This window comes from Aeromonas sp. BIGb0445, assembly GCF_024809075.1.
Lineage (GTDB): Bacteria > Pseudomonadota > Gammaproteobacteria > Enterobacterales > Aeromonadaceae > Aeromonas > Aeromonas rivuli.
Genome location: NZ_JANUES010000007.1, coordinates 34,612 through 55,935, shown reverse-complemented (window position 1 = coordinate 55,935; position 21,324 = coordinate 34,612). Strand labels below are relative to the sequence as shown.

General features: G+C 62.3%; 20 protein-coding genes. 12 read left to right on the top strand and 8 right to left on the bottom strand.

Going from position 1 to position 21,324, the window contains the following annotated elements:
- Positions 1-36: 36 nt before the first annotated feature.
- Positions 37-612 (bottom strand): sigma-70 family RNA polymerase sigma factor, encoded by a 576-nt coding sequence (locus M2367_RS14415; protein WP_224431504.1) that lies wholly within the window; start codon positions 610-612, stop codon positions 37-39.
- Positions 613-813: 201 nt separating this feature from the next.
- Positions 814-1,380 carry an LON peptidase substrate-binding domain-containing protein gene (locus M2367_RS14410; protein ID WP_259237091.1) on the bottom strand — a complete coding sequence of 189 codons (567 nt, stop codon included), beginning with the start codon at positions 1,378-1,380 and terminating at the stop codon, positions 814-816.
- Between the two features lie 312 nt (positions 1,381-1,692).
- On the opposite strand from M2367_RS14410, the gene argS reads away from it, so the two are divergent.
- From argS to hslU, 4 genes are all read left to right on the top strand, one after another.
- Positions 1,693-3,438, top strand: coding sequence for an arginine--tRNA ligase (argS, locus tag M2367_RS14405; protein ID WP_042042567.1), 1,746 nt, complete (start codon positions 1,693-1,695; stop codon positions 3,436-3,438).
- A 3-nt stretch (positions 3,439-3,441) separates the two neighbouring features.
- On the top strand, positions 3,442-4,254 hold the full coding sequence (locus M2367_RS14400; RefSeq protein WP_259237090.1) for an SPOR domain-containing protein: 813 nt from the start codon (positions 3,442-3,444) through the stop codon (positions 4,252-4,254).
- A 224-nt stretch (positions 4,255-4,478) separates the two neighbouring features.
- Positions 4,479-5,012 carry an ATP-dependent protease subunit HslV gene (hslV, locus tag M2367_RS14395; protein ID WP_042042565.1) on the top strand — a complete coding sequence of 178 codons (534 nt, stop codon included), beginning with the start codon at positions 4,479-4,481 and terminating at the stop codon, positions 5,010-5,012.
- A gap of 81 nt (positions 5,013-5,093) precedes the next feature.
- Complete coding sequence (hslU, locus tag M2367_RS14390) at positions 5,094-6,422, top strand: HslU--HslV peptidase ATPase subunit (RefSeq protein WP_042042563.1); 1,329 nt, start codon at positions 5,094-5,096, stop codon at positions 6,420-6,422.
- A gap of 65 nt (positions 6,423-6,487) precedes the next feature.
- Here hslU and M2367_RS14385 read toward each other — a convergent pair whose 3' ends face one another.
- Complete coding sequence (locus tag M2367_RS14385; protein WP_259237089.1) at positions 6,488-7,876, bottom strand: MFS transporter; 1,389 nt, start codon at positions 7,874-7,876, stop codon at positions 6,488-6,490.
- A 183-nt stretch (positions 7,877-8,059) separates the two neighbouring features.
- Between M2367_RS14385 and M2367_RS14380 the strand changes: the two genes are divergently transcribed.
- From M2367_RS14380 to rraA, 6 genes are all read left to right on the top strand, one after another.
- On the top strand, positions 8,060-8,980 hold the full coding sequence (locus M2367_RS14380) for a LysR family transcriptional regulator (protein ID WP_042042561.1): 921 nt from the start codon (positions 8,060-8,062) through the stop codon (positions 8,978-8,980).
- A 302-nt stretch (positions 8,981-9,282) separates the two neighbouring features.
- Positions 9,283-11,829, top strand: coding sequence for a nitrite reductase large subunit NirB (gene nirB, locus M2367_RS14375; RefSeq protein WP_259237088.1), 2,547 nt, complete (start codon positions 9,283-9,285; stop codon positions 11,827-11,829).
- A gap of 106 nt (positions 11,830-11,935) precedes the next feature.
- The gene (nirD, locus tag M2367_RS14365) at positions 11,936-12,253 is read left to right on the top strand and encodes a nitrite reductase small subunit NirD (protein WP_259237087.1); all 318 of its coding nucleotides are present in this window, start codon (positions 11,936-11,938) and stop codon (positions 12,251-12,253) included.
- Positions 12,254-12,388: 135 nt separating this feature from the next.
- The gene (nirC, locus tag M2367_RS14360) at positions 12,389-13,198 is read left to right on the top strand and encodes a nitrite transporter NirC (RefSeq protein ID WP_259237086.1); all 810 of its coding nucleotides are present in this window, start codon (positions 12,389-12,391) and stop codon (positions 13,196-13,198) included.
- A gap of 12 nt (positions 13,199-13,210) precedes the next feature.
- Positions 13,211-14,611: a siroheme synthase CysG gene (cysG, locus tag M2367_RS14355; protein WP_259237085.1), complete on the top strand. Its 1,401-nt coding sequence runs from the start codon at positions 13,211-13,213 to the stop codon at positions 14,609-14,611.
- Positions 14,612-14,795: 184 nt separating this feature from the next.
- On the top strand, positions 14,796-15,281 hold the full coding sequence (gene rraA, locus M2367_RS14350) for a ribonuclease E activity regulator RraA (RefSeq protein WP_042042553.1): 486 nt from the start codon (positions 14,796-14,798) through the stop codon (positions 15,279-15,281).
- A gap of 325 nt (positions 15,282-15,606) precedes the next feature.
- Here the strand turns inward: rraA and M2367_RS14345 are convergent, their stop codons facing one another.
- From M2367_RS14345 to M2367_RS14335, 3 genes are all read right to left on the bottom strand, one after another.
- Complete coding sequence (locus M2367_RS14345) at positions 15,607-16,281, bottom strand: 7-cyano-7-deazaguanine/7-aminomethyl-7-deazaguanine transporter (protein WP_224431516.1); 675 nt, start codon at positions 16,279-16,281, stop codon at positions 15,607-15,609.
- A gap of 104 nt (positions 16,282-16,385) precedes the next feature.
- Positions 16,386-16,691, bottom strand: coding sequence for a DUF3630 family protein (locus tag M2367_RS14340; protein ID WP_259237084.1), 306 nt, complete (start codon positions 16,689-16,691; stop codon positions 16,386-16,388).
- Between the two features lie 43 nt (positions 16,692-16,734).
- Positions 16,735-18,162 carry a YdiU family protein gene (locus M2367_RS14335; protein WP_259237083.1) on the bottom strand — a complete coding sequence of 476 codons (1,428 nt, stop codon included), beginning with the start codon at positions 18,160-18,162 and terminating at the stop codon, positions 16,735-16,737.
- A 105-nt stretch (positions 18,163-18,267) separates the two neighbouring features.
- Here M2367_RS14335 and M2367_RS14330 point away from each other — a divergent pair, with 105 nt between their 5' ends.
- A complete protein-coding gene (locus tag M2367_RS14330) occupies positions 18,268-18,570 on the top strand; it encodes a cytochrome c (RefSeq protein ID WP_259237082.1) in 303 nt (100 codons plus the stop codon).
- A 92-nt stretch (positions 18,571-18,662) separates the two neighbouring features.
- On the opposite strand, the gene M2367_RS14325 is transcribed toward M2367_RS14330, so the two are convergent.
- The gene (locus M2367_RS14325) at positions 18,663-18,818 is read right to left on the bottom strand and encodes an HRDC domain-containing protein (RefSeq protein WP_404972879.1); all 156 of its coding nucleotides are present in this window, start codon (positions 18,816-18,818) and stop codon (positions 18,663-18,665) included.
- On the bottom strand, positions 18,806-20,641 hold the full coding sequence (recQ, locus tag M2367_RS14320) for an ATP-dependent DNA helicase RecQ (RefSeq protein WP_259237080.1): 1,836 nt from the start codon (positions 20,639-20,641) through the stop codon (positions 18,806-18,808). The genes M2367_RS14325 and recQ overlap by 13 nt, the downstream gene beginning before the upstream one ends.
- Before the next feature lie 124 nt (positions 20,642-20,765).
- On the opposite strand from recQ, the gene M2367_RS14315 reads away from it, so the two are divergent.
- Positions 20,766-21,230, top strand: coding sequence for a thioesterase family protein (locus M2367_RS14315; RefSeq protein WP_224431520.1), 465 nt, complete (start codon positions 20,766-20,768; stop codon positions 21,228-21,230).
- The last annotated feature ends 94 nt before the right edge of the window (positions 21,231-21,324 follow it).

Sequence of the window (21,324 nt, the reverse complement as noted above, 5' to 3'; positions counted from 1 at the left end):
CCACCCATCACAGGGTCGCTCCTGGTCATGACGAGGCTATGCATCATGACGTTCCACCTGCTCTTTGAGTTTCTGCAGGGCCAGTCGCAGCCGGGACTTGATGGTGCCAAGCGGTACGCCGAGTCGCTCGGCCAGCTCCTGCTGGGAGAGTTCCTGCAGGTAGATGCCACGCACTACCTGCTGCTGCGGCTCAGGCAGCACGCTGACGTAATGGGCCATCTGCCGTGTCAGCACCGCATCCTCGCCACCGGGTCCCTGGGGCAAGTCGGCCCCAAACTCCAGCAGGGGCCAGATCTCTTCGGCGCACAGATCTTCACGACTGGCACGGCGGCGGCGCAACATGTCGAAGCATTGGTTGCGCATGACGGTGTAGATCCAGGTGCTGGGCGCCCCTTTCTCAGGGTGATAGAGCCGTGCCTTCTGCCAGACCAGCAGCATGGTCTCCTGAACCAGTTCCATGGCATTGGCGTCACTGCCAAGATGGCGCAAACCATAGTTGCGAATACGCGGCGCGAAGTGACGAAACAGGGCGGCAAAGGCTACCTTGTCGGCAGACTCGGCGACCCTTATCAGCTGGGTTTTCAGGTCGGGAACGCCTATGACTGTGTCCATCTGGGGCGAGATCCTGCTGTGAGTCCGTTGTGACTGGCCAGTATATGTCATAGCCCTTACCCTGGTTGCTACCGTGCAGGTCAATACGGCCAGAGACTCCGTCTGGATCAGCGACGCCTGACTCTTTCTGGTCAAGGAGGGGACGCGCCCTCGCATCGGGCAAGCACCAACGGGGGAGATAAGTGATGGGCAAGGCCGCGATCAGTGACTGGCAACCAGCAGGTTGCTCAGCAAACTGAGGGCGGGGTGATAGTCCTCGCAGGCCATCAGCCACTGCTTCTGTTCCGGGGGAATGGGCAGTACCTCTATCCAGCGCTGGGCGACCCAGCAGGCATCGTCCCAGTCAGGTTCGCGATAGAGGGCGGCATATTCGGGGTAGTCACTGAACACCTCGCGCAGGGCCTGGGCCAGATTGCGCTGATCCCGTGGCAGACGGCCACACTGCCAGAGCGGCAACTGCTCCACCTCACCGACCCGCAGGCCGTCCGGCTCCTGCCAGAGACGCTGGATACGCAATCGCTCCACCCCTTGCACCGTGATGCCCAGCAGGCCGTCCGGTAGCATGTCAAAGTCGATGATGCGCACCCGGGTGGCGATGGGGTACATGTTGCGCAACTCATCCCCCTGGCGGCTATCCCACATGCAGAGCCCAAAGCCGGCATCCCCCGCCTCGGCGATCATCCGCTGGTATCTGGGCTCGAAGATGCGCAGCGGCATGATGCCACCGGGCAGCAAATGAGCGGAGAGGGGAAAGAGCGCCAGTTTCATGTTTGCATCCTATTTCGTGTGCCTTCTCCTGATACGACACCCCAAAGTGGTCAGATCATTCAGACCGAGTAGGAATAAAAACCCCTATTACTATTAGGGGAAAATAGCCTGGACAAGCTGCTTCAATATGCAGTAGAAATGGATAAGCCGCAGACAACAACGCAATATTCTGCAAATCTGCGCACCAAGCAGTGAAATATCCGCCGCCTCAGGGGTGGAGGGTCATCCCTATAGTTTTCTCGGCCCGATGCGGGTAAAATTCACGCCCTTATATATCAGTCATATTTCGACGCATAACCTCGGTGGTCAGTCATGAAAGAGCATATTCATCATCTACTTGAACAGACGGTAGCCAACCTCAAATCCGCAGGCCTGCTGCCAGCGGAGCTGGAAGCCCGAGTGCTGGTAGATCGATGCAAGGATAAGGCTCATGGTGACCTGGCTACCAACCTGGCCATGCTGCTCGCCAAACCGGCCGGCAAGAACCCCCGTGAGCTGGCCGCCGCCATCATAGAACACTTGCCCGCCTCTGACCTGATCGCCAAGGTCGAGATTGCCGGTCCCGGCTTCATCAACTTCTTCTTCAATCAGCAGTGGCTGACCGGGCAGGTCGATGCCATGGTGGCCTGTGCCAACGCCAACGTGAAGCTGCCGACCCCGCAAACCGTGGTGGTGGATTACTCTGCCCCCAACGTGGCCAAAGAGATGGCGGTACACCACATTCGCTCCACCGTACTCGGTGACGTGGCGGCCCGCGCCCTGGAGTTCCTGGGTCACAAGGTGATCCGCGCCAACCACATCGGTGACTGGGGCACCCAGTTCGGCATGCTGATCGCCTATCTGGAGAAGATGGAAAACGAGCACGCCAGCGACATGGAGCTCAAGGATCTCGAAGCCTTCTACACCCAGGCCAAGCGCCTGTATGACGAAGACCAGGCCTTCGCCGAGCGCGCCCGCAACTATGTGGTCAAGCTGCAGGGGGGCGATGAGTACTGCCGCACCATGTGGAAGAAGCTGGTCGACCTGACCATGGCCCAGAACCAGCGCAACTACGACCGCCTCAATGTCTTGCTGACCAACAAGGACATCATGGGCGAGTCCATGTACAACGACATGCTGCCCGGCATAGTGGCCGACCTGAAAGCCCAGGGACTGGCGGTCGAGAGCGAAGGCGCTACCGTGGTGTTCCTCGACGAGTTCAAGAACAAGGATGGCGAGCCCATGGGCGTCATCATCCAGAAGAGCGATGGCGGCTTCCTCTACACCACCACCGACATCGCCTGCGCCAAGTACCGCTACGAGACCCTCAAGGCCGATCGGGTGATGTACTTCATCGACTCCCGTCAACACCAGCACCTGATGCAGGCCTGGACCATCACCCGCAAGGCGGGTTATGTGCCGGCATCCGTGCCCCTCGAGCACCACGCCTTCGGCATGATGCTGGGCAAGGATGGTCGCCCTTACAAGACCCGCTCCGGCGGCACCGTCAAGCTGGTCGATCTGCTCAACGAAGCCGAGGAGCGCGCTGCCGCCCTGCTGGAGAACCGCAACAGCGACCTCAGCGCCGAAGAGAAAGCCGAGGTGGTGCACGCCATCGCCATCGGTGCGGTCAAATATGCGGATCTCTCCAAGAACCGCACCACCGACTACATCTTCGACTGGGACTTGATGCTGTCGTTTGAGGGCAACACCGCCCCTTACCTGCAGTACGCCTACACCCGCATCCAGTCCATCTTCCGCAAGGCCGGTGTCGATGTGAGCAGCCTCAGCGGCAACATCTCGCTCAACGAGGATGCCGAGCTGACCCTGGCTCAGAAGCTGATCCAGTTCTCCGATGCGGTCAACGGCGTGGCCGAGCGTGGCATGCCTCACCTGCTCTGTACTTACCTGTACGAGTTGTCCGGCAACTTCATGACCTTCTATGAAGCCTGCCCCATCAACAAGGACGGGGTAGAGCCGGAGGCACGTCAGAGCCGTCTGCTGCTCTGTGCCGCCACCGCCAAGGTGCTCAAGCTGGGCCTGGGCGTACTGGGCATCCACACCCTGGAGCGCATGTAATTCATGGCGACACGGGATTATGTGGGGAGTGGCTCAAGGAGACGAGCCGGTGGTCGCAATACCAAGAAGGCGCCACCTCGCCGCCGCTTTCCACTGATCCCCGTCCTGCTGGCGGGGGCGCTGGTGGTCGGCTTTGGTGCCTTCCTCTACCTCATCAATGGCAAGGCCGCCGATGGCCCGACCATCGAGGAGCAGGTGCGCGCCAATAAACCCAAGTCCGATGGCCATGCTCTCCCCCAGGAGAAGTGGAGCTATATCGAACGACTCGAGAACAAGCAGGTCGACATAGTGGAGCCGCCGCCCCAACCTGGCGTGCTGCCACCTGCCCCGGCAGAGACCCTGACCCTGCAACCCGAGAAGCTGCCCAAGCCGGTGGAGACCAGCATACCCCAGCCTGGTACCCCCATAGGCCAAGTGCAGCCCTATCAGCCCAAGCCGGTCGGCGCCCCTGTGGCCAGCGCCCAGGAGCAGGCCATCGACCGCAAGGCCGAACGGGAGCGCATGGAGCGTGAGCTGCGTGCCGAGCTGGCCCAGGATCAGGCCCAGAAAGCCAAAGCGGCCCAGACGGCCTCGACCGATGGCGGCCGTTACATGATGCAGTGTGCGGCCCTGCGTTCGCAGGATTCCGCAGAGTCTCTCAAGGCGCGTATTGCCTTCTCCGCCGGCCTGAGTGCCAGCTTGCAGAACATCAATACCGCCAACGGCGCCATCTACAAGGTGATGGTGGGCCCCTTCACCGGCAAGGCGGCGGCCGATGCGGCCAACCGCAAGCTGCAAGGTGCCGGCATCAGCGGCTGCATCCCCAAGAAGGGCTGACGACCCACCATAAAAAACGCGGCGCCGTGGCAACACGGCGCCGCGTTTTTTTATCCGTTTTTTACCCGCCCTGACGGCCACCCTCCATCACAGACAGCCCTATCCCCTGCCAAACGTCGGCCCACTCTCGAAATGGAATGAGGGTTGAAAAGCCGGATCGGCAACCCCATCTCTATTTTCATGCACAGTCATGGCCGTGAACCGGCTCAAGTGAGGTAAGTAAAGTGACGACCATAGTTTCAGTCCGCCGCAACGGCCAAGTCGTGATCGGAGGGGATGGCCAGGTATCCCTGGGCAACACCGTCATGAAGGGCAACGCCCGCAAGGTCCATCGTCTCTATAACGGCAAGGTGCTGGCGGGTTTCGCCGGTGGTACCGCCGACGCCTTTACCCTGCTTGAGCGCTTTGAAGCCAAACTGCAGGCTCATCAGGGCAATCTGGAGCGCGCCGCCGTGGCCCTGGCCAAAGATTGGCGTACCGACCGTGCCCTGCGCCGCCTCGAGGCCCTGCTGGCGGTCGCCGACGAGCACAAATCCTTCATCATCACCGGCAACGGTGACGTGGTGCAGCCGGAGCATGATCTGATCGCCATCGGCTCGGGCGGCAACTTCGCCCAGTCTGCGGCCACCGCCCTGCTGGAAAATACCGAGCTGGATGCCAAATCCATCGTCGAGAAGTCCCTCAAGATTGCGGGCGACATCTGCGTCTTTACCAATGGCAACCACACCATCGAAGTGCTGGACTATGCCGCTAAATAACGCGCCACTAGCCATGCCTGAGTAAAGCGACCCATTTTGCACGGGGTGGGCCCTGCCCGCCCCGGATACAGGAATTTCATCATGTCCGAGATGACCCCGAGAGAAATCGTCCACGAGCTGGACAGACACATCATCGGCCAGGCCGATGCCAAGCGTGCGGTGGCCGTCGCCCTGCGCAACCGCTGGCGCCGCATGCAGCTCTCTGAGGAGATGCGTCATGAAGTGACCCCGAAAAATATTCTGATGATAGGCCCGACCGGGGTCGGCAAGACCGAAATCGCCCGTCGTCTCGCCAAGCTGGCCAACGCCCCCTTCATCAAGGTGGAAGCGACCAAGTTCACCGAAGTCGGCTATGTCGGCAAGGAAGTGGACAGCATCATCCGCGATCTCACCGATGTGGCCATCAAGCTCATCCGTGAATCCGAGATGGAGAAGAACAAATACCGCGCCGAGGAAGCCGCCGAAGAGCGCATCCTCGACGCCCTGCTGCCCAACCCCCGCAACAGCTGGGGTGAAGAGGAGAAGGCCGACAACTCCAACAGCCGCCAGATCTTCCGCAAGAAACTGCGGGAAGGTCAGCTGGATGACAAGGAGATAGAGCTGGACTTGGCCGCCCAGCAGATGGGCGTCGAGATCATGGCTCCTCCCGGCATGGAGGAGATGACCAACCAGCTGCAGGGGCTGTTCCAGAACCTGGGCCAGGGTCAGAAGAAGAAGCGCAAACTCAAGGTCAAGGAGGCCATGAAGGCCCTGATCGAAGAGGAGGCCGCTCGTCTGGTCAACCCGGAAGAGCTGAAGCAAAAAGCGATCCATGCGGTCGAGAACAACGGCATCGTCTTCCTCGACGAGATAGACAAGATCTGCAAGCGTGGTGAATCCTCAGGTCCCGACGTCTCCCGCGAGGGGGTACAGCGGGATCTGCTGCCCCTGGTCGAGGGTTGCACCGTCAACACCAAGCACGGCATGGTGAAGACTGACCATATCCTGTTTGTCGCCTCCGGCGCCTTCCAGGTGGCGCGCCCCTCCGATCTCATCCCCGAGCTGCAGGGCCGTCTGCCGATCCGGGTTGAGCTGACCGCGCTGACCACGGGTGACTTCGAGCGCATCCTGACCGAACCGAACGCCTCCCTGACCGATCAATATCAAGCCCTGATGGCCACCGAAGGGGTCAAGATCGAGTTCACTCAGGATGGTATTCGCCGTCTGGCCGAAGCGGCATGGCAGGTCAACGAACGCACCGAGAACATAGGTGCCCGCCGTCTGCACACCGTGATGGAGCGTCTGATGGAAGACATCTCCTATGATGCCTCCGAGAAGTCCGGCGAGACCTTCGTCATCAATGCCGACTACGTCAATGCTCACCTCGGGGCCCTGATCGAAGATGAGGATCTGAGCCGCTACATTCTGTAAGCTCGCCCCCTCCCGTTAGACAAACGCCTCCCTTCGCGGAGGCGTTTTTTTGTGTCCCATGATCCTCACACCACCGCCAGCGTCTCCTCCCGGCGGCGCCCCACCAGCCATAGCGCCAGGCCAATCAGCAGGGCGCTCAGGGCAAAGAGGGCCTGGGTGCCGAACACCAGCTCGCTGGCCATATTCAGGCCCTGCTCTCCCACCAGGGCGGCGAACAGGCCGCCGAGCCCGGCCACCCCGGTCAACTGGCCCAGATTGCGCGACAGGGTCAGCAGACCGGCCACGGCGCCCCGGGTCTGCTCACTCGCCTCCCCCACCACGGCACTGTTGTTGGCGGTCTGGAACAATGCATAACCGACGGTCAGCAGCAGTATGGGCAGCAGATAGCCGAGCGTGCCGAACTGCCCCGCCGCCCCGGCCAAGCCGAGGGCCGCTGTCCCCATGACTGCCAGCCCCAGCCGGACCACCTGCCGCGCACCCAGCCTGTCTACCAGCCAGCCGGCAGGCATGCCCGTCAAGGCGGCCAGCAGGGGCCCCCCCGAGATCATGAGCCCGACCGTCGCCATATCGAGGTCAAACACACCGCGCAGGTAAAAGGGGCCTATGAGCAGGGTCAGCACCATGACGCTGGCCACCAGCGCACTGGCGAGCAAGCCCCCCCTGAGCCGGGGAGTGGCCAGCAGCACCAGTGGCAACAGGGGGGAGGAGTCGAGGCGCTCGCGGCGAATGAACAGCGTAGTGACAAGCAAGGCCCCCGCCCACAACCCCAGCGCCAAAGTCCCTCCCGAGGTCAGCGCCAGCCCGTAGCAGAGCAGGGCCGCCACCAGCAGCGACAGGCTAGCGAGGTTCATCCTCTCCTTCTGTGGCGAGGAGCCGTCCCGGGGCAGACCGAGCCGGGCACAGCCCAGCGCCAGCAGGCTGAGGGGTACCAGCAGCAGAAAGGGAGCCTGCCAGCCCAACCCGTCGATCAACAGGCCGCCGAACGAGGGGCCAAGGGCTGTACCGCATGCCGACAGGGTACCGAGCAGTCCCATGCTCCAGCCACGGCGCGCTGGTGGCACCAGCTGGCCCACCATGGCCAGCGCCAGAGAGAGCATGCAGGCAGCACCGGCTCCTTGCAGGACGCGCGCCGCAATCAGCCAACCTATGGTGGGTGCCAGGGCGCACAGCAGGGACGCCAATGAGAACAGGACCATGCCCCAGAGCAGCAAACGCCGCCGGCCAAACCTGTCCCCAAGCCGCCCGGCCACCACTGTCAGGCAGGTGATCCCCAGCAGGTAGGCCACCAGCACCCACTGCACGCTGGCAAAGGGGACGGCAAACACCTGCCCCAGGGCGGGCAGTACCATGTTGGCCATGCTCCCCGCCAGCATGGGCAGCAGGGTGGCGAGGCCGAGTGCCAGCAAGCCTGCACGGCGAGTAGCGGATGAGGGAGGAGCGATGGAATGGGGCATGGGCAGAGTCTCGGCAGCTGAGGATATCGACAAGGCTAGCCGGAGGGATAAAGCAGCGGAAGACGCACGGCTTGCAACTTATAGCTGCACGACACGTCATATGAAGAGCCGGATCCTCGCGTATGATGAGGCGAGAGGCACCGCCATGAGGCGGTCACCCTGACGGCTCGGCGAGGCAAGATCATGAGCACACCCGATTTCAATCTGCTGCTAACCCTGGAAGCGCTGCTCGATGAGGGCAGCGTGGCCGGCGCAGCCAGACGGCTGAAACTCAGCCCCTCCGCCATGAGCCGGGCCCTGGCCCGGCTGCGCGCGACCACCGGGGATCCCCTGCTGGTACGCGCGGGCCGGGGGCTGGTGCCCACCCCCCGCGCCCTGGCCCTGCGCGAACGGGTCAGCCAGCTGGTGCAGGAGGCCGAAGCCGTGCTGCGCCCCCAGCAGGAGGTGGATCCGGCCAGCCTGGTGCGCACCTTCCGGCTGAGGGCCAGCGACGGTTTCGTGGAGAGTGTCGGGGCGGCCCTGCTGGCACGGCTCGCCACCGAGGCGCCCGGGGTGCGGCTGCATTTCATGACCAAGCCCGACAAGGAGAGCCACGCCCTGCGCGGCGGTGAGCTGGATTTCGAGACCGGTGTGATCGGGGCCAACACGGCGCCCGAGCTGCACACCCAGGCGCTGTTTCAGGATCGCTTCGTCGCCGTGGTGCGTCCCGGTCACCCCCTGTGCGAAGGCCCACTGACCGCCGCCCGCTATGCCGACGCCCGCCACATCATGGTGTCACGGCGCGCTCAGGAGCACGGCCCCGTCGATGAGGCGCTCGCCGTCTTCAAGCTGGAGCGCACCATCACCACCCTGGTGCCGGGATTTGCCACTGCGCTGGCGCTGGTGCGGGGCAGCGATCTGGTGGCCACGGTGCCCGCCCTGCACTGCGCCGCCCTGCACGCCGATCTGGTGACCCTGCCCCTGCCCTTCCCCTTGCCCAAAATCACCCTGGCCCTGCTCTGGCATCCTCGGCTGGACGCCGATCCGGCCCACCGCTGGCTGCGCACCCTCATCCGCGAAACCTGCGCCCGCGCCCCCTATCAGGCCAATCCGAAAGAGCAGTGATCTGCGCCGTCATAGCCAGGCGCACCAACCAGATGCCACACAGTGAAAGCACCTCTGCCGAGGTGTTTTTTTCATGATGCCTGACCAGGCGGGCCAGCTCCTCTTGCACCTCCTGGCCTCATGACAGCCGAAGTCCAGAATGCACTACTGGTATACCTATTTATGCATAGCTTTCTATTTCACCAACTTACCCCTTAGGAGATATATAAATAGACACTTGATTTGCATCAATAGCCCACCACTGCTCACTGGTTAGCCTTGGCTCAGATATGACGTTTTATAACTCCAAATCAGAGGCACTCATGAGCAAAGTCAGGCTGGCCGTCATCGGCAACGGCATGGTGGGGCACCGCTTCATCGAAGAGTTGATCGAGCAGGCCGATCCGGACCGGTTCGAGATCACCGTCTTCGGTGCAGAACCGCGTCCCGCCTACGATCGTGTCCATCTCTCCTCCTACTTCTCCCACCACACCAGCGAAGATCTCTCCCTCGTCAAACCCGGTTTCTACCAGAAGCACGGCATCCGTCTGCTGCTCGGCGAGGCGGTGAAAAAAATCGACAGGGCGGCCCGCGAAGTGCACTCCAACAAGGGCACTGTGGTCGGCTACGACAAGCTGGTGCTGGCCACCGGCTCCTACCCCTGGGTGCCGCCCATCCAGGGCAGTCAGCACCACGAGTGCTTCGTCTATCGCACCATCGAAGATCTGAAAGCCATCCGCAGCGCCGCCAAGAGCGGCAAGAGTGGTGTTGTGATCGGGGGCGGCCTGCTTGGCCTGGAGGCGGCCGGTGCCCTCAAGGCGCTGGGCCTCGAGACCCATGTGGTGGAGTTTGCCCCGGTATTGATGGCGGAGCAGCTCGACGGCCAGGGCGGCCAGCTGCTGCGCCGCAAGATCGAATCCATGGGGGTGCAGGTACACACCAGCAAGAGCACCAGCGAGATCCTGATGCATGGCGGCAAGGAGGCCAAGCACCGCCTCGCCTTCACCGACGGTAGCGCCCTTGACGTGGATGTGGTGGTCTTCTCCACCGGCATACGCCCACAGGACACCCTGGGCCGTTATAGCGAACTGGCCATAGCGGAGCGCGGCGGCGTGCTCATCGACGATCACTGCCTCACCTCAGATCCCGACATCTACGCCATCGGCGAATGCGCCGCCTGGCAGGGCCGCTTCTTCGGGCTGGTGGCACCGGGCTACAAGATGGCCCAGGTCACCGTCGACCATCTGCTCGGCGGCGACAGCCGCTTCGAAGGGGCGGACATGAGCGCCAAGCTCAAGCTGCTCGGCGTCTCCGTCGGCTCCATCGGTGATGCTCACGGCCGCACCCCGGGCAGCCACAGCTATGTGTTCCAGGATGACCAGGCCGGCGTCTACAAGAAGATAGTGGTGAGCGAAGACAACAGCCGCCTGCTCGGCGCCGTGCTGGTGGGTGATGTGGAAGATTACGGCAACCTGCTGCAGCTGATGCTCAACGCCATGCCGCTGCCGAGCCACCCGGATACCCTGATCCTGCCCGCCTACGCCGGTGCCAAGCCGACCCTGGGGGTGGATGCCCTGCCTTCGACCGCCCAGATCTGCTCCTGCTTCGACGTCTCCAAGGGCGACATCGCCCAGGCGGTGGCCGAGGGTCACACCACGCTCGCCGCCATCAAGCAGCACACCAAGGCCGGTACCGGCTGTGGCGGCTGCGTGCCGCTCATCAGCCAGGTGCTCAACGCCGAGCTGGTGAAGCAGGGCATAGAGGTCAACAACCACCTCTGCGCCCACTTCCCCCACTCACGCCAGGAGCTGTTCCACCTAGTCAAGGTGGAAGGGATCAAGAGCTTCGACGAGCTGCTGGCCAAGCATGGTCAGGGCTATGGCTGCGAGGTGTGCAAACCGACGGTCGGCTCCATCCTCGCCTCCTGCTGGAACGGCTATGTGCTGAGCCCGCGCAATACCCAGCTGCAGGACACCAACGACATCTTCCTCGGCAACATGCAAAAAGACGGCAGCTACTCCGTCATCCCACGCATGGCCGGTGGTGAAGTGACCCCGGAAGGCTTGCTGGCGGTGGCCGAAGTGGCCCGCGACTACCAGCTCTACACCAAGATCACTGGCGCCCAGCGCATCGGCCTGTTCGGTGCCCAGAAGGATGACCTGCCCGCCATCTGGCGCAAATTGCTGGCCGCGGGCTTCGAAACCGGTCAGGCCTACGCCAAGGCGCTGCGCATGGCCAAGACCTGCGTCGGCAGCACCTGGTGCCGCTTCGGCGTGCAGGACAGCGTCGGCCTCGGGGTCTTCCTCGAGAACCGCTACAAGGGCATCCGCACCCCGCACAAGATGAAGTTCGGGGTCTCCGGCTGTACCCGCGAATGTGCGGAAGCCCAGGGCAAGGACGTCGGCATCATAGCCACGGACGCGGGCTGGAACCTCTATGTGGGCGGCAACGGCGGCATGAAACCGCGCCACGCCGACCTGCTTGCGTCTGACCTCGACCGCGAGACCCTGATCAAGCTGATCGACCGCTTTATGATGTTCTACGTCACCAGCGCCGACAAACTGCAGCGCACCTCTGTCTGGCTCGGCAACCTGGAAGGGGGCGTCGACTACCTGCGCGAGGTGATAGTCGACGACAAGCTGGGACTGAATGCCACCCTGGAGCACGACATCCAGGTGCTGATCGACAGCTACGAATGCGAATGGTCCCGCACCCTCAATGAAGAGGAAGCCCTCAAACGCTTCAGCCACTTCATCAACAGCGACAAGCGCGATCCGGACGTGCAGTTCGTCAGCGAGCGCGACCAGCACAGACCCGCCACTCCGGCCGAGCGCATCCCCGTCTACCAGATCGAGGTGGAGACCAAATGATGAAATTAGCCTGCCAACTCAACGACATACTCCCTGGCACCGGCGTCTGCGCCCTGCTGGAAGGGCGCCAGAATATGCCTGTTTCGCTCGATGTGGAGGTTCAATCATGAAATTCGCCTGCCCACTCAACGACATCCTGCCGGGAACCGGTGTCTGCGCACTCATTGAAGGTCGCCAGATCGCGCTGTTCCGCCCGAGCGAGGCGGCCGAGGTGTTCGCCATCGACAACCGGGATCCCTTCTTCGCCGCCAACGTGCTGTCGCGCGGCATCGTAGGTGAACACGAGGGTGAGCTCTGGGTCGCCAGCCCGCTCAAGAAGCAGCACTTTCGCCTGAGCGACGGCCACTGTCTCGAAAATGCCGCCATGTCGATTGCGGCCTATGCCGTTGAAGTGCGCGATCAGCAAGTCTGGGTCGTCGTCTGATGTCGACAACCCCCCAAATCCATGTCGGTGCAGTGCGACGTCCCCGTCAGAGTGCGTGACCAGCAGGTCTGGGTCGCCGTCTAACACTATGAATATCAGGGCTGCCCGCGGGCGGTCCTCTTGAAGGAAACAAAGATGTATACCGACACCATCAACAAGTGCGCCGCCAACGCGGCCCGCATCAACCGCTTCGAGCGCAGTGACAAGCTCGGCTTCTGGCTCAGCTCCGCCATGGCCGGGGCCTATGTGGGCCTTGGCATCATCCTCATCTTCACCCTGGGCAATCTGGTGGATCCCAGCATCCGTCCGCTGGTGATGGGGGCCACCTTCGGCATCGCCCTGACCCTGGTGATCATCGCCGGCTCCGAGCTGTTCACCGGCCACACCATGTTCCTCACCTTCGGGGTGAAGACTGGCAAGATCTCCATGGGCGATCTGCTGCGCATCCTGCCCCAGACCTGGGCCGGCAACCTGCTCGGCTCCATAGCAGTGGCGCTGATCTACTCCTACGGCGGCAGCCTGTTGCCGGACGCGGGCAGCCTGGCCCACAAGGTGGCGCTGGCCAAGACCCAGGCGCCGGCCCTGACCCTGTTCATGAAGGGGGTGCTCTGCAACTGGCTGGTCTGCCTCGCCATCTGGATGGCGCTGCGCACCGAGGGCGCGGCCAAGTTCATCGCCATCTGGTGGTGCCTGCTGGCCTTCATCGCCTCCGGTTATGAGCACTCGATCGCCAACATGACCCTGTTCGCCCTCTCCTGGTTCGGCGCCCACTCCGAGGCCTACACCCTGGGTGGCATAGGCCACAACCTGTTGTGGGTCACCCTCGGCAACACAGTCTCCGGCGCGCTCTTCATGGGCCTCGGTTACTGGTATGCCACCCCCAAGGCGGAGCGTCCCGTCCCCGTGACCGACGCCGCCACCGCCAGCCAGACCCAAACCGCCTGATCCGGAGGCCCCATGGACTACTTGCCCATCTTTTGCCGACTCGACAACAAACCCGTGCTGCTGGTTGGCGGCGGTGAGGTGGCGGAGCGCAAGGCGCGCCTGCTGCTGGACGCCGGCGCCCGACTGACGGTGGTCTCCCCCGCGCTCGACCCCGAGCTGGCGGGGCTGACCGCCGGCGGGACCATCGACTGGCTGGCCACCGAGTTCGAGCCGGCGCAGCTGGCGGGCAAGTGGTTGGTGGTGGCCGCAACCGAACGGCGCGAGGTCAACGCCCTGGTCTATCAGAGTGCGAACCAGGCGGGAATCTTTGCCAACGTGGTGGACGATCCCAAGCGCTCCAGCTTCATCATGCCGTCGATCATCGACAGATCACCGCTGATGGTGGCCATCTCCTCCGGTGGCAAGGCCCCGGTGCTGGCCCGTTTGCTGCGCGAGAAGCTCGAGGCGCTATTACCTCAGCACCTCGGCGCGGTGGCGACCTTTGCCGGCGGCCTGAGAGACAGGGTCAAGGCCCGCTTCCCTAGCATGGGGGAGCGACGCCAGTTCTGGGAGCGGCTGCTCGGTGCCGACCGGCTTGGCCAGGCGCTGGCCCGCGGCGACAAGGCGGCAGCCAATCAGCTCGCTGATGGCCTGTTTGCCGAGGATGCCGCCACCAAGGGTGAAGTGATACTGGTCGGCGCCGGTCCCGGCGATCCCGGTCTGCTCACCCTGCACGCCCTGCGTCAGATGCAGCAGGCGGACGTGGTGGTCTATGACCGACTGGTATCGGATGAAGTGATGGCGCTGGTGCGCCGCGATGCCAAACGCATCTTCGTCGGCAAGCAGGCGGGCAACCACTGTGTGCCCCAGGAGGGTATCAACCAGCTGCTGCTGGATGAGGCCAGGAAGGGGCAGCGGGTGGTGCGGCTGAAGGGTGGCGATCCCTTCATCTTCGGCCGCGGCGGCGAGGAGCTGGAGACGCTAGTCGGCAGCGGCGTGGGCTTCCAGGTGGTGCCGGGGATCACGGCGGCGAGCGGCTGCGCCGCCTACGCGGGCATTCCGCTGACCCACCGCGACCACGCCCAGAGCGTGCGCTTCGTCACCGCCCACGGCAAGGGCGGCGCCCAGGATCTCGACTGGCCTCTGCTGGCCCGGGATAGGCAGACCCTGGTGTTCTATATGGGGCTTTCATCCTGCGCCGTGATCCGCGAGCAGTTGCTGGCTCACGGCAAGGGGGGCGACACCCCGGTGGCGCTGATCGAGCGCGGCACCCAGCCGAGCCAGCGGGTCATCCGCGGCACCCTCGACCAGCTGCCGGAGCTGGCCATCGGCGTCGAGAGCCCGGCCCTCATCATGGTCGGCTCGGTCGTCACCCTGGCGGACAAGCTCGCCTGGTTCGGACAGTCGGCGTCTGAGGAAAAGGCCTCGGCCTGAGGATTAGCCACCTCGATTCGCGTCATAAAAAACGCGGCTCCCGTGGCCGCGTTCTATGCTGAACATCGCGACGCAGATGGCGCGATGGAAGCCGCCAGTCACTTGTTGTTCAAGGAATATTCATTGAAATGCCGGGCCCAGTCCCTATACTGGATCCACCTGTTTCCAGCGGTGGACTGACTCAATGGAATACAATACTTCAGAACTGTGCGACATCTATCAGGACATGGTCGATGTGCTCGAACCCATGCTCTGCTCCTTCGGCGGACGCGCCTCCTTCGGTGGTGTCATTACCACTGTCAAATGCTTCGAATCCAACGGTCTGATCCGTGAAATCGTCAAAGAGAACGGCATAGGCCGGGTATTGCTGGTCGATGGCGGCGGCTCCATGCGCAGGGCGTTGATCGACGGCGAGATCGCCACTACGGCGGCCCAGAATGAGTGGGAAGGGATCGTCTGCTACGGCTGCGTGCGCGAGGTCGATGTGCTGGAGGATCTGGATCTCGGTATTCAGGCCCTGGCCGCCATTCCAGTCGGCGCCGACAGCAAGGATGTGGGAGAAACGGATCTGCCGGTCAACTTCGGGGGGGTCACCTTCCTGCCGGACGATCACCTCTATGCCGATACCACCGGGGTCATTCTCTCCCCGGATCCGCTGGATATCGAATAAGCTGATCCATGTTTGCAGAATGGGGGCCTTGGCTCCCATTTTTTATGGGAAAATTCGGGGGAAATGGCTAGAAAATCGGGGAAAACAGACAAAAAAAGAGGGCCAGAAGAACTGGCCCTATAACTGGAAGCAATGTGAGCAATGTCGTGCTTTCACAAGAAGTCACCATGTTGGAACTGATGGGGCCTATCCCGGAACGCAAGTTAACAATAATCATTCTCATTTAACTTGGCAACTGTTATTTGCCGATATTTCAAAAAATGTGCAAAAAAATTGACCACCCTGGGGTGGCCAACTGGATCATCTCTGCTGACAAGCCGGGAACTCAGGCATTGCGCGCCTCGCCCTGCAGGGCAGCAGGATTGGGATCCCCCACCAGCTTGCGGCTGAGGTAGCGCAGCAAGACGCCATAGAGTGGTACGAACAAACCCAGGCTTATCAGCAGCTTGAATACATAGTCCACGGTCGCTATCTCGACCCAGTGCTCCGCCATGAAGGGATCATCACTGCGCCAGAAGGCGATGCTGAAGAAGGCAAGGGTATCGACCAGATTGCCGATCAGAGTCGATGCCGCCGGTGCCACCCACCAGGCCTTGAGCAGCCGCAGGCGGTTGAACACTATCACGTCCATGAACTGACCGATCAGATACGCCATGAAGCTGGCCAGGGCAATCCGGGCCACGAACAGATTGAAGGTCGCCAGATTGGCGATGCCCTGATAACTGCCCTCGAAGAAGAGCACGGACAGCACATAAGAGACCAGCAAGGCTGGCAGCATGACTCGCTGGATTATCTTGCGCGCCAGACCGGCGCCGAAGACTCGGACAGTCAGATCAGTGGCAAGGAAGATGAATGGAAAGCTGAAGGCTCCCCAGGTGGTGTGAAAGCCGAAAATGGTGATCGGCAATTGCACCAGGTAGTTGCTGCTGGCGATGATCAGGATGTGGAACAACGCGAGTCGCGTCAGCGCCGTCTGGTGCTGAGCAGGGGTCAGATTCATATTGTGACCTTTTTGGTTAATGGGGTTAGGGAACCCATAGCGCCACCATGGCACTAATACGGCAGTGATCGAGGGGCGGCATTATACGCCCCCCGCGCCATAGTTCAATCCTTGTACCGTCGGCTCAGCCAGCGCAGGGTTGCACGCCCCTCCTCGTCATCGGCGCTGAGCCAGCAGCCGCTATGATGCTCGAAGTGCAGCCAAATGCGGCTCTCTTCAAACGTCAGTTGCCAACTGTGGCGATCGGCGCCGCTATCTTGCTGTAGCAGCGCCAGCTCCCACTCATCCAGCAGACTGATTGCCAGCGCCGGAAAGTTGTCCCAATCGAGATCAGGATGGGTCAGCAGCAGGGCGCCGCTCGCCTCATCCATGCCCACCAACTGCCAGCTCAATGACATAGACGTCCCCATCCATGGTCTCCTACCCGGTTGAGTTGTCGGCTTGGGCACTGATTCAGCTGCTGCATGAGAGCGCCTCCCCCTGATACCAACTGGGGTGCGGCGTGGCGAGATCTTCGAATTCGCTCTGCTCGGCATAGGGATGCTGCAACGCAGCATAAAGGCGCTCGAAGGGGGTCATATCCCCCCGCTCTGCCGCCTCTATCACCTGCTGGGCCAGGGCATTGCGCAGCACATATTTGGGATTGAGCTGATTCATGCGCGCGCGACGCGACCCGCTCTCCTCCCCCTCCCGGGCGAGACGCTCACGATAGCTTGTCAGCCAACCTTGCCAGAGTGCGGCATCGGGCAGCAGGGCAAGCAGGGACGCAGGCCAGGGGCCGCTCGGCTCGACGAGCGCCAGACGGCGCAGGAAGAGGTGGTAATCAACCCCGTCCGCCGCCAGCTGCTGGAACATCTGGCGGAACAGGGCGGGATCCTCCTCCTCCCACTGCGTCAGCCCCAGCTTGCCGCGCATCAGCTCGGAGTAGTGCAGCATCAGATGATGTTCATACTGACCCAGTGCCGCGGCCATGGCCTCGCCGTCCACATGATCCGCCAGGGCCTGGGCCAGTTTCTGCAGGTTCCAGTAACCCACGGCAGGCTGCTGGCTCAGGGCATAACGGCCGCCACTGTCGGTGTGATTGCAGACAAAGTCGGGCTCGTAGCCATCGATGAAGCCGTATGGACCGTAATCCAGAGTCAGCCCCAGGATGGACATGTTGTCCGTGTTCATCACCCCGTGGGTGAAGCCAACGGCTTGCCACTTGGCGATGAGCCGCGCGGTACGACGCACCACCTCCGCAAACAACTCGGCGCCGTTCTCAAGCTCAGGGAAATGGTGGCGCAGCAGGTAATCGATGAGAGCCGGGATCTTCTCCCCCTGGCCGCTCCAGGCGAAGTATTCAAACTGGCCGAAGCGGATATGGCAGGGAGCGGTGCGCAGTACCGTCGCCCCCGTCTCCACCGTCTCGCGATAGACGGGCTCGTCACTGCCGACCAGTACCAGGGCGCGGGTAGTGGGGATGCCGAGGGCATGCAGCGCCTCGGAGGCCAGGTACTCGCGGATGCTGGAACGCAATACGGCGCGCCCGTCTCCGAAGCGGGAGAAGGGGGTCTTGCCAGCGCCCTTAAGATGCAGGTCCCAAAGCTCACCGTCCGGGGTCTGCTGCTGGCCGAGCAACAGGGCGCGGCCATCACCGAGGCGCGCACTGTAGCCGCCGAATTGATGGCCAGCATAGACCTGGGCCACCGGCTCCATGCCCGGCAAGGGCTTGGCCTGACCGCAGCAGGCGAGCCAGTCGGCATCCGTCACCCCCGCCAACCCCAGTTCGGCGAGCAGGGGGCGATTGAGGTGCAGCAGACGAGGATTGGCCAGGGGCTGGGGTGTTACCGGCTCGCAGGCCCAGGGCAATTCGGTGGCAAAAGTATTGATAAGCTTCATGGTGGTGCGATTCGTCCCTGCGTATGCTCGTGTCACTCTGTTATACCGCCGTCGGCCCAATCCGGCCAACGGGCGATGATCCAATTTCAGCTCAAGGAGAAGAAGATGCACAAATGGCTATATGCCCTGCCCCTGCTGGCACTGGTATGGGGACATCAGGCCAAGGCGGCCGATGTCGAGGCGGGCAAGGCGAAGGCGGTGGTGTGCGCCGCCTGCCATGGCATCGATGGCAAGGCCAGTGTCGCCAGCTACCCGCATCTGGCGGGTCAGAACGCAGCTTATCTCGCCAAACAGATGGAGGCGTTTCGCTATGGCGATCGCAAGGAACCCTTGATGGCACCCTTCATGGCCATGCTCAGCGATGCGGATATCGACAACCTCGCCGCCTACTACGCCAGCTTGAAGTGACCTTGTGCGCCCGGTAGACGGGCGCCTCATCCCTGCCGCTACATCAATCAGACCCGGCACTTTTGCGGTCGATTACGCTGCGCTAATCGACCCTAGCGCCGGCAGTAGTCGATGATCAGATCCATAAAGGCCTCACCGAAGCGTTCCAGCTTGCGCTGACCGACCCCATTGACCGCCAGCAGCTCCATCTCGGTCATCGGCATCGCCGCTGACCCAATCTCCACCAAGGTCGTTCCTAGCGCCGGCAGTAGTCGATGATCAGATCCATAAAGGCCTCGCCGAAGCGTTCCAGCTTGCGCTGACCGACCCCATTGACCGCCAGCAGCTCCATCTCGGTCATCGGCATGAGCTGGGCCATCTCTACCAAGGTGGCATCGTTGAACACCACGTAGGGCGGCACCTCCTCCTGTTCGGCGATCTGCTTGCGCAGGCCACGCAGCTCCTTGAAGAGCCGCTTGTCGTAGTTGGCGCTGTCGAGCAGACCATTGCGCTTCTCCTTGCGGCTGGAGATGGGCTGCAACCGTGGCACAGCCAGCGCCAGCTTGACCTCGCCGCGCAGTACGGGGCGAGCCGCCTCGGTCAGCTGCAACACCAGGTTGCGGGTGATGTTCTGAGTCAGCAGCCCCTTGTGGATCAGCTGGCGAATGACGCTCATCCAGTATTCGTGGCTCTGATCCTTGCCGATGCCATAGGTCGACAGCTTGTCATGACCATGATCCTTGATGCGCTGGTTGAGCGACCCTCTGAGCACCTCCACCACATAGCCTACCCCGAAGGCCTGACCCACTCGCCAGACGCAGGAGAGCGCCTTCTGGGCATCCTCGCTGCCATCGTAGCTCTGGGGAGGATCCAGGCAGATGTCGCAGTTGCCACACGGCTTGTCGTTGTACTCGCTGAAATAGTTGAGCAGCACCTGACGGCGGCAAGTCTGGGCCTCGGCAAAGGCGGCCATCACGTTGAGCTTGTACTGCTCCACCTGCAACTGCTGGGGATTCTCGATGTTGTCGAGCAGGCGCCGTACCCGGCCAATGTCGGCGGGATCATAGAGCAGCAGCGCCTCGGCTGGCGTGCCATCGCGCCCGGCCCGGCCCGTCTCCTGATAATAAGATTCGATGTTCTTGGGCACGTCGTAGTGCACCACGAAACGCACATTGGGCTTGTCGATACCCATGCCGAATGCCACCGTCGCCACCACTATCTCGACGTCATCCTTGAGGAAGTCTTCCTGGGTGCGCTGGCGCTGTTCCAGGGGCAGGCCGGCATGATAGGGGGCCGCCTTGCTGCCGTGACGCACCAGGCGCTCGGCCACCTCCTCCACCCGGTTGCGACTGGAGCAGTACACAATGCCGCAGTTGCCCTTCTGGCCCTGGACGTAACGCAGTAGCTGCTCCGCCGCCTTGAACTTCTCCACCAGGCTGTAGCGGATGTTGGGTCTATCAAAGCTGGCGGTATGAACGAAGGGATCCTGCAACTCGAGGCGATGCAGTATGTCGCGCCGGGTCGCCTCATCGGCGGTGGCGGTGAGCGCCACGACGGGGACATGGGGAAACCACTGCTTGAGTCGGCCAAGGGCTGCATACTCCGGGCGAAAATCATGCCCCCACTGGGAGACGCAGTGAGCCTCGTCGATGGCGAACAGGCCCAGGGGTTGCTCGGCCAGACGGTCCATGAATTCGTGCTGCAGCAACCGCTCGGGGGAGACATAGACAATCTTGATCTCGCCCCGGCGCATGGCGGCAAAGTGCTGGATCAGCTCTTCCCGGCTCAGCGCCGAGTTGATGTAGGCAGCCGCCACCCCGTTCGCTCTCAGGCTATCGACCTGATCCTTCATCAGGGAGATGAGGGGAGAGACGACCACCCCCAGCCCGGGTCGCAGCAGCGCCGGGATCTGGTAACAGAGGGATTTTCCACCGCCGGTGGGCTTGAGCACCAGACCGTCACGCCCCGCGATGATCTGGTCGATGATCTCCTGTTGGCCAGGCCTGAATTGCTGGTAGCCGAATACCGCCTGCAACAGGCTGAGGGGAGTCTCTGGCGGAGAATCGGGCAGGGTATCGGCGATGGCGGTCATGGTCTCTCCTCTGGGGGCGCCATTCTAAAGCAGCGGGCCCCCACAATAAACCTGCCATTGCGGATGTTAATGTCTTGTTGCAGACTGACTGGAGTTTTTACTCGGCTTGTGCAGGGATGGATAGATGAAAGAGATGATGAAAAAGATGGCGCTAAGTGGCATTGCCACACTGTTCGCCGAGCAGATGCCATTCAACCAGCTGCTGGGCATCCGGGTGACCCACTATGACTTCGAGCGGGTCGAGCTGCGGATCGGCATGGAGGGGAAACTGGTCGGCAACCCCTTCCACAACATATTGCACGGGGGTGTCACCGCCAGCCTGCTCGATGTGGCGGGGGGCATGATAGTGGCCGCCTCCTGCCTCGACGAGCTGGAGGATTTTTCCCCTAACTACCTCAAGGAGCGCTTCTCCCGTCTCGGCACCATAGACCTGCGAGTCGACTACCTGCGCCCCGGTCGGGGCACCGAGTTCATTGCCACCGCCCACATCATTCGATCCGGCAGCAAGGTGGCGGTTGCCCGCATGGAGCTGCACAACGAAGAGGGGACTCATATCGCCTTCGGCACCGGTACCTATCTGGTTGGTTAAACGCCTCGATTGCATAAAAACAGCGATGCTAATCCATTTTTAATCATTAGATTCCCCTCCCCCTCATCGTCATCGGGTCCATACTGGAAGTCGG

Bases quoted from the DNA above. Each gene is read 5' to 3' on its own strand.
- M2367_RS14345 (WP_224431516.1), bottom strand. From the start codon at position 16,281: ATGAATCTGACCCCTGCTCAGCACCAGACGGCGCTGACGCGACTCGCG.
- M2367_RS14330 (WP_259237082.1), top strand. From the start codon at position 18,268: ATGCACAAATGGCTATATGCCCTGCCCCTGCTGGCACTGGTATGGGGA.
- cysG (WP_259237085.1), top strand. From the start codon at position 13,211: ATGGACTACTTGCCCATCTTTTGCCGACTCGACAACAAACCCGTGCTG.
- M2367_RS14385 (WP_259237089.1), bottom strand. From the start codon at position 7,876: ATGCCCCATTCCATCGCTCCTCCCTCATCCGCTACTCGCCGTGCAGGC.
- hslU (WP_042042563.1), top strand. From the start codon at position 5,094: ATGTCCGAGATGACCCCGAGAGAAATCGTCCACGAGCTGGACAGACAC.
- M2367_RS14335 (WP_259237083.1), bottom strand. From the start codon at position 18,162: ATGAAGCTTATCAATACTTTTGCCACCGAATTGCCCTGGGCCTGCGAG.
- M2367_RS14315 (WP_224431520.1), top strand. From the start codon at position 20,766: ATGAAAGAGATGATGAAAAAGATGGCGCTAAGTGGCATTGCCACACTG.
- M2367_RS14380 (WP_042042561.1), top strand. From the start codon at position 8,060: ATGAGCACACCCGATTTCAATCTGCTGCTAACCCTGGAAGCGCTGCTC.
- nirB (WP_259237088.1), top strand. From the start codon at position 9,283: ATGAGCAAAGTCAGGCTGGCCGTCATCGGCAACGGCATGGTGGGGCAC.
- nirD (WP_259237087.1), top strand. From the start codon at position 11,936: ATGAAATTCGCCTGCCCACTCAACGACATCCTGCCGGGAACCGGTGTC.
- rraA (WP_042042553.1), top strand. From the start codon at position 14,796: ATGGAATACAATACTTCAGAACTGTGCGACATCTATCAGGACATGGTC.
- M2367_RS14410 (WP_259237091.1), bottom strand. From the start codon at position 1,380: ATGAAACTGGCGCTCTTTCCCCTCTCCGCTCATTTGCTGCCCGGTGGC.
- recQ (WP_259237080.1), bottom strand. From the start codon at position 20,641: ATGACCGCCATCGCCGATACCCTGCCCGATTCTCCGCCAGAGACTCCC.
- M2367_RS14415 (WP_224431504.1), bottom strand. From the start codon at position 612: ATGGACACAGTCATAGGCGTTCCCGACCTGAAAACCCAGCTGATAAGG.
- argS (WP_042042567.1), top strand. From the start codon at position 1,693: ATGAAAGAGCATATTCATCATCTACTTGAACAGACGGTAGCCAACCTC.
- M2367_RS14340 (WP_259237084.1), bottom strand. From the start codon at position 16,691: ATGGGGACGTCTATGTCATTGAGCTGGCAGTTGGTGGGCATGGATGAG.
- M2367_RS14400 (WP_259237090.1), top strand. From the start codon at position 3,442: ATGGCGACACGGGATTATGTGGGGAGTGGCTCAAGGAGACGAGCCGGT.
- nirC (WP_259237086.1), top strand. From the start codon at position 12,389: ATGTATACCGACACCATCAACAAGTGCGCCGCCAACGCGGCCCGCATC.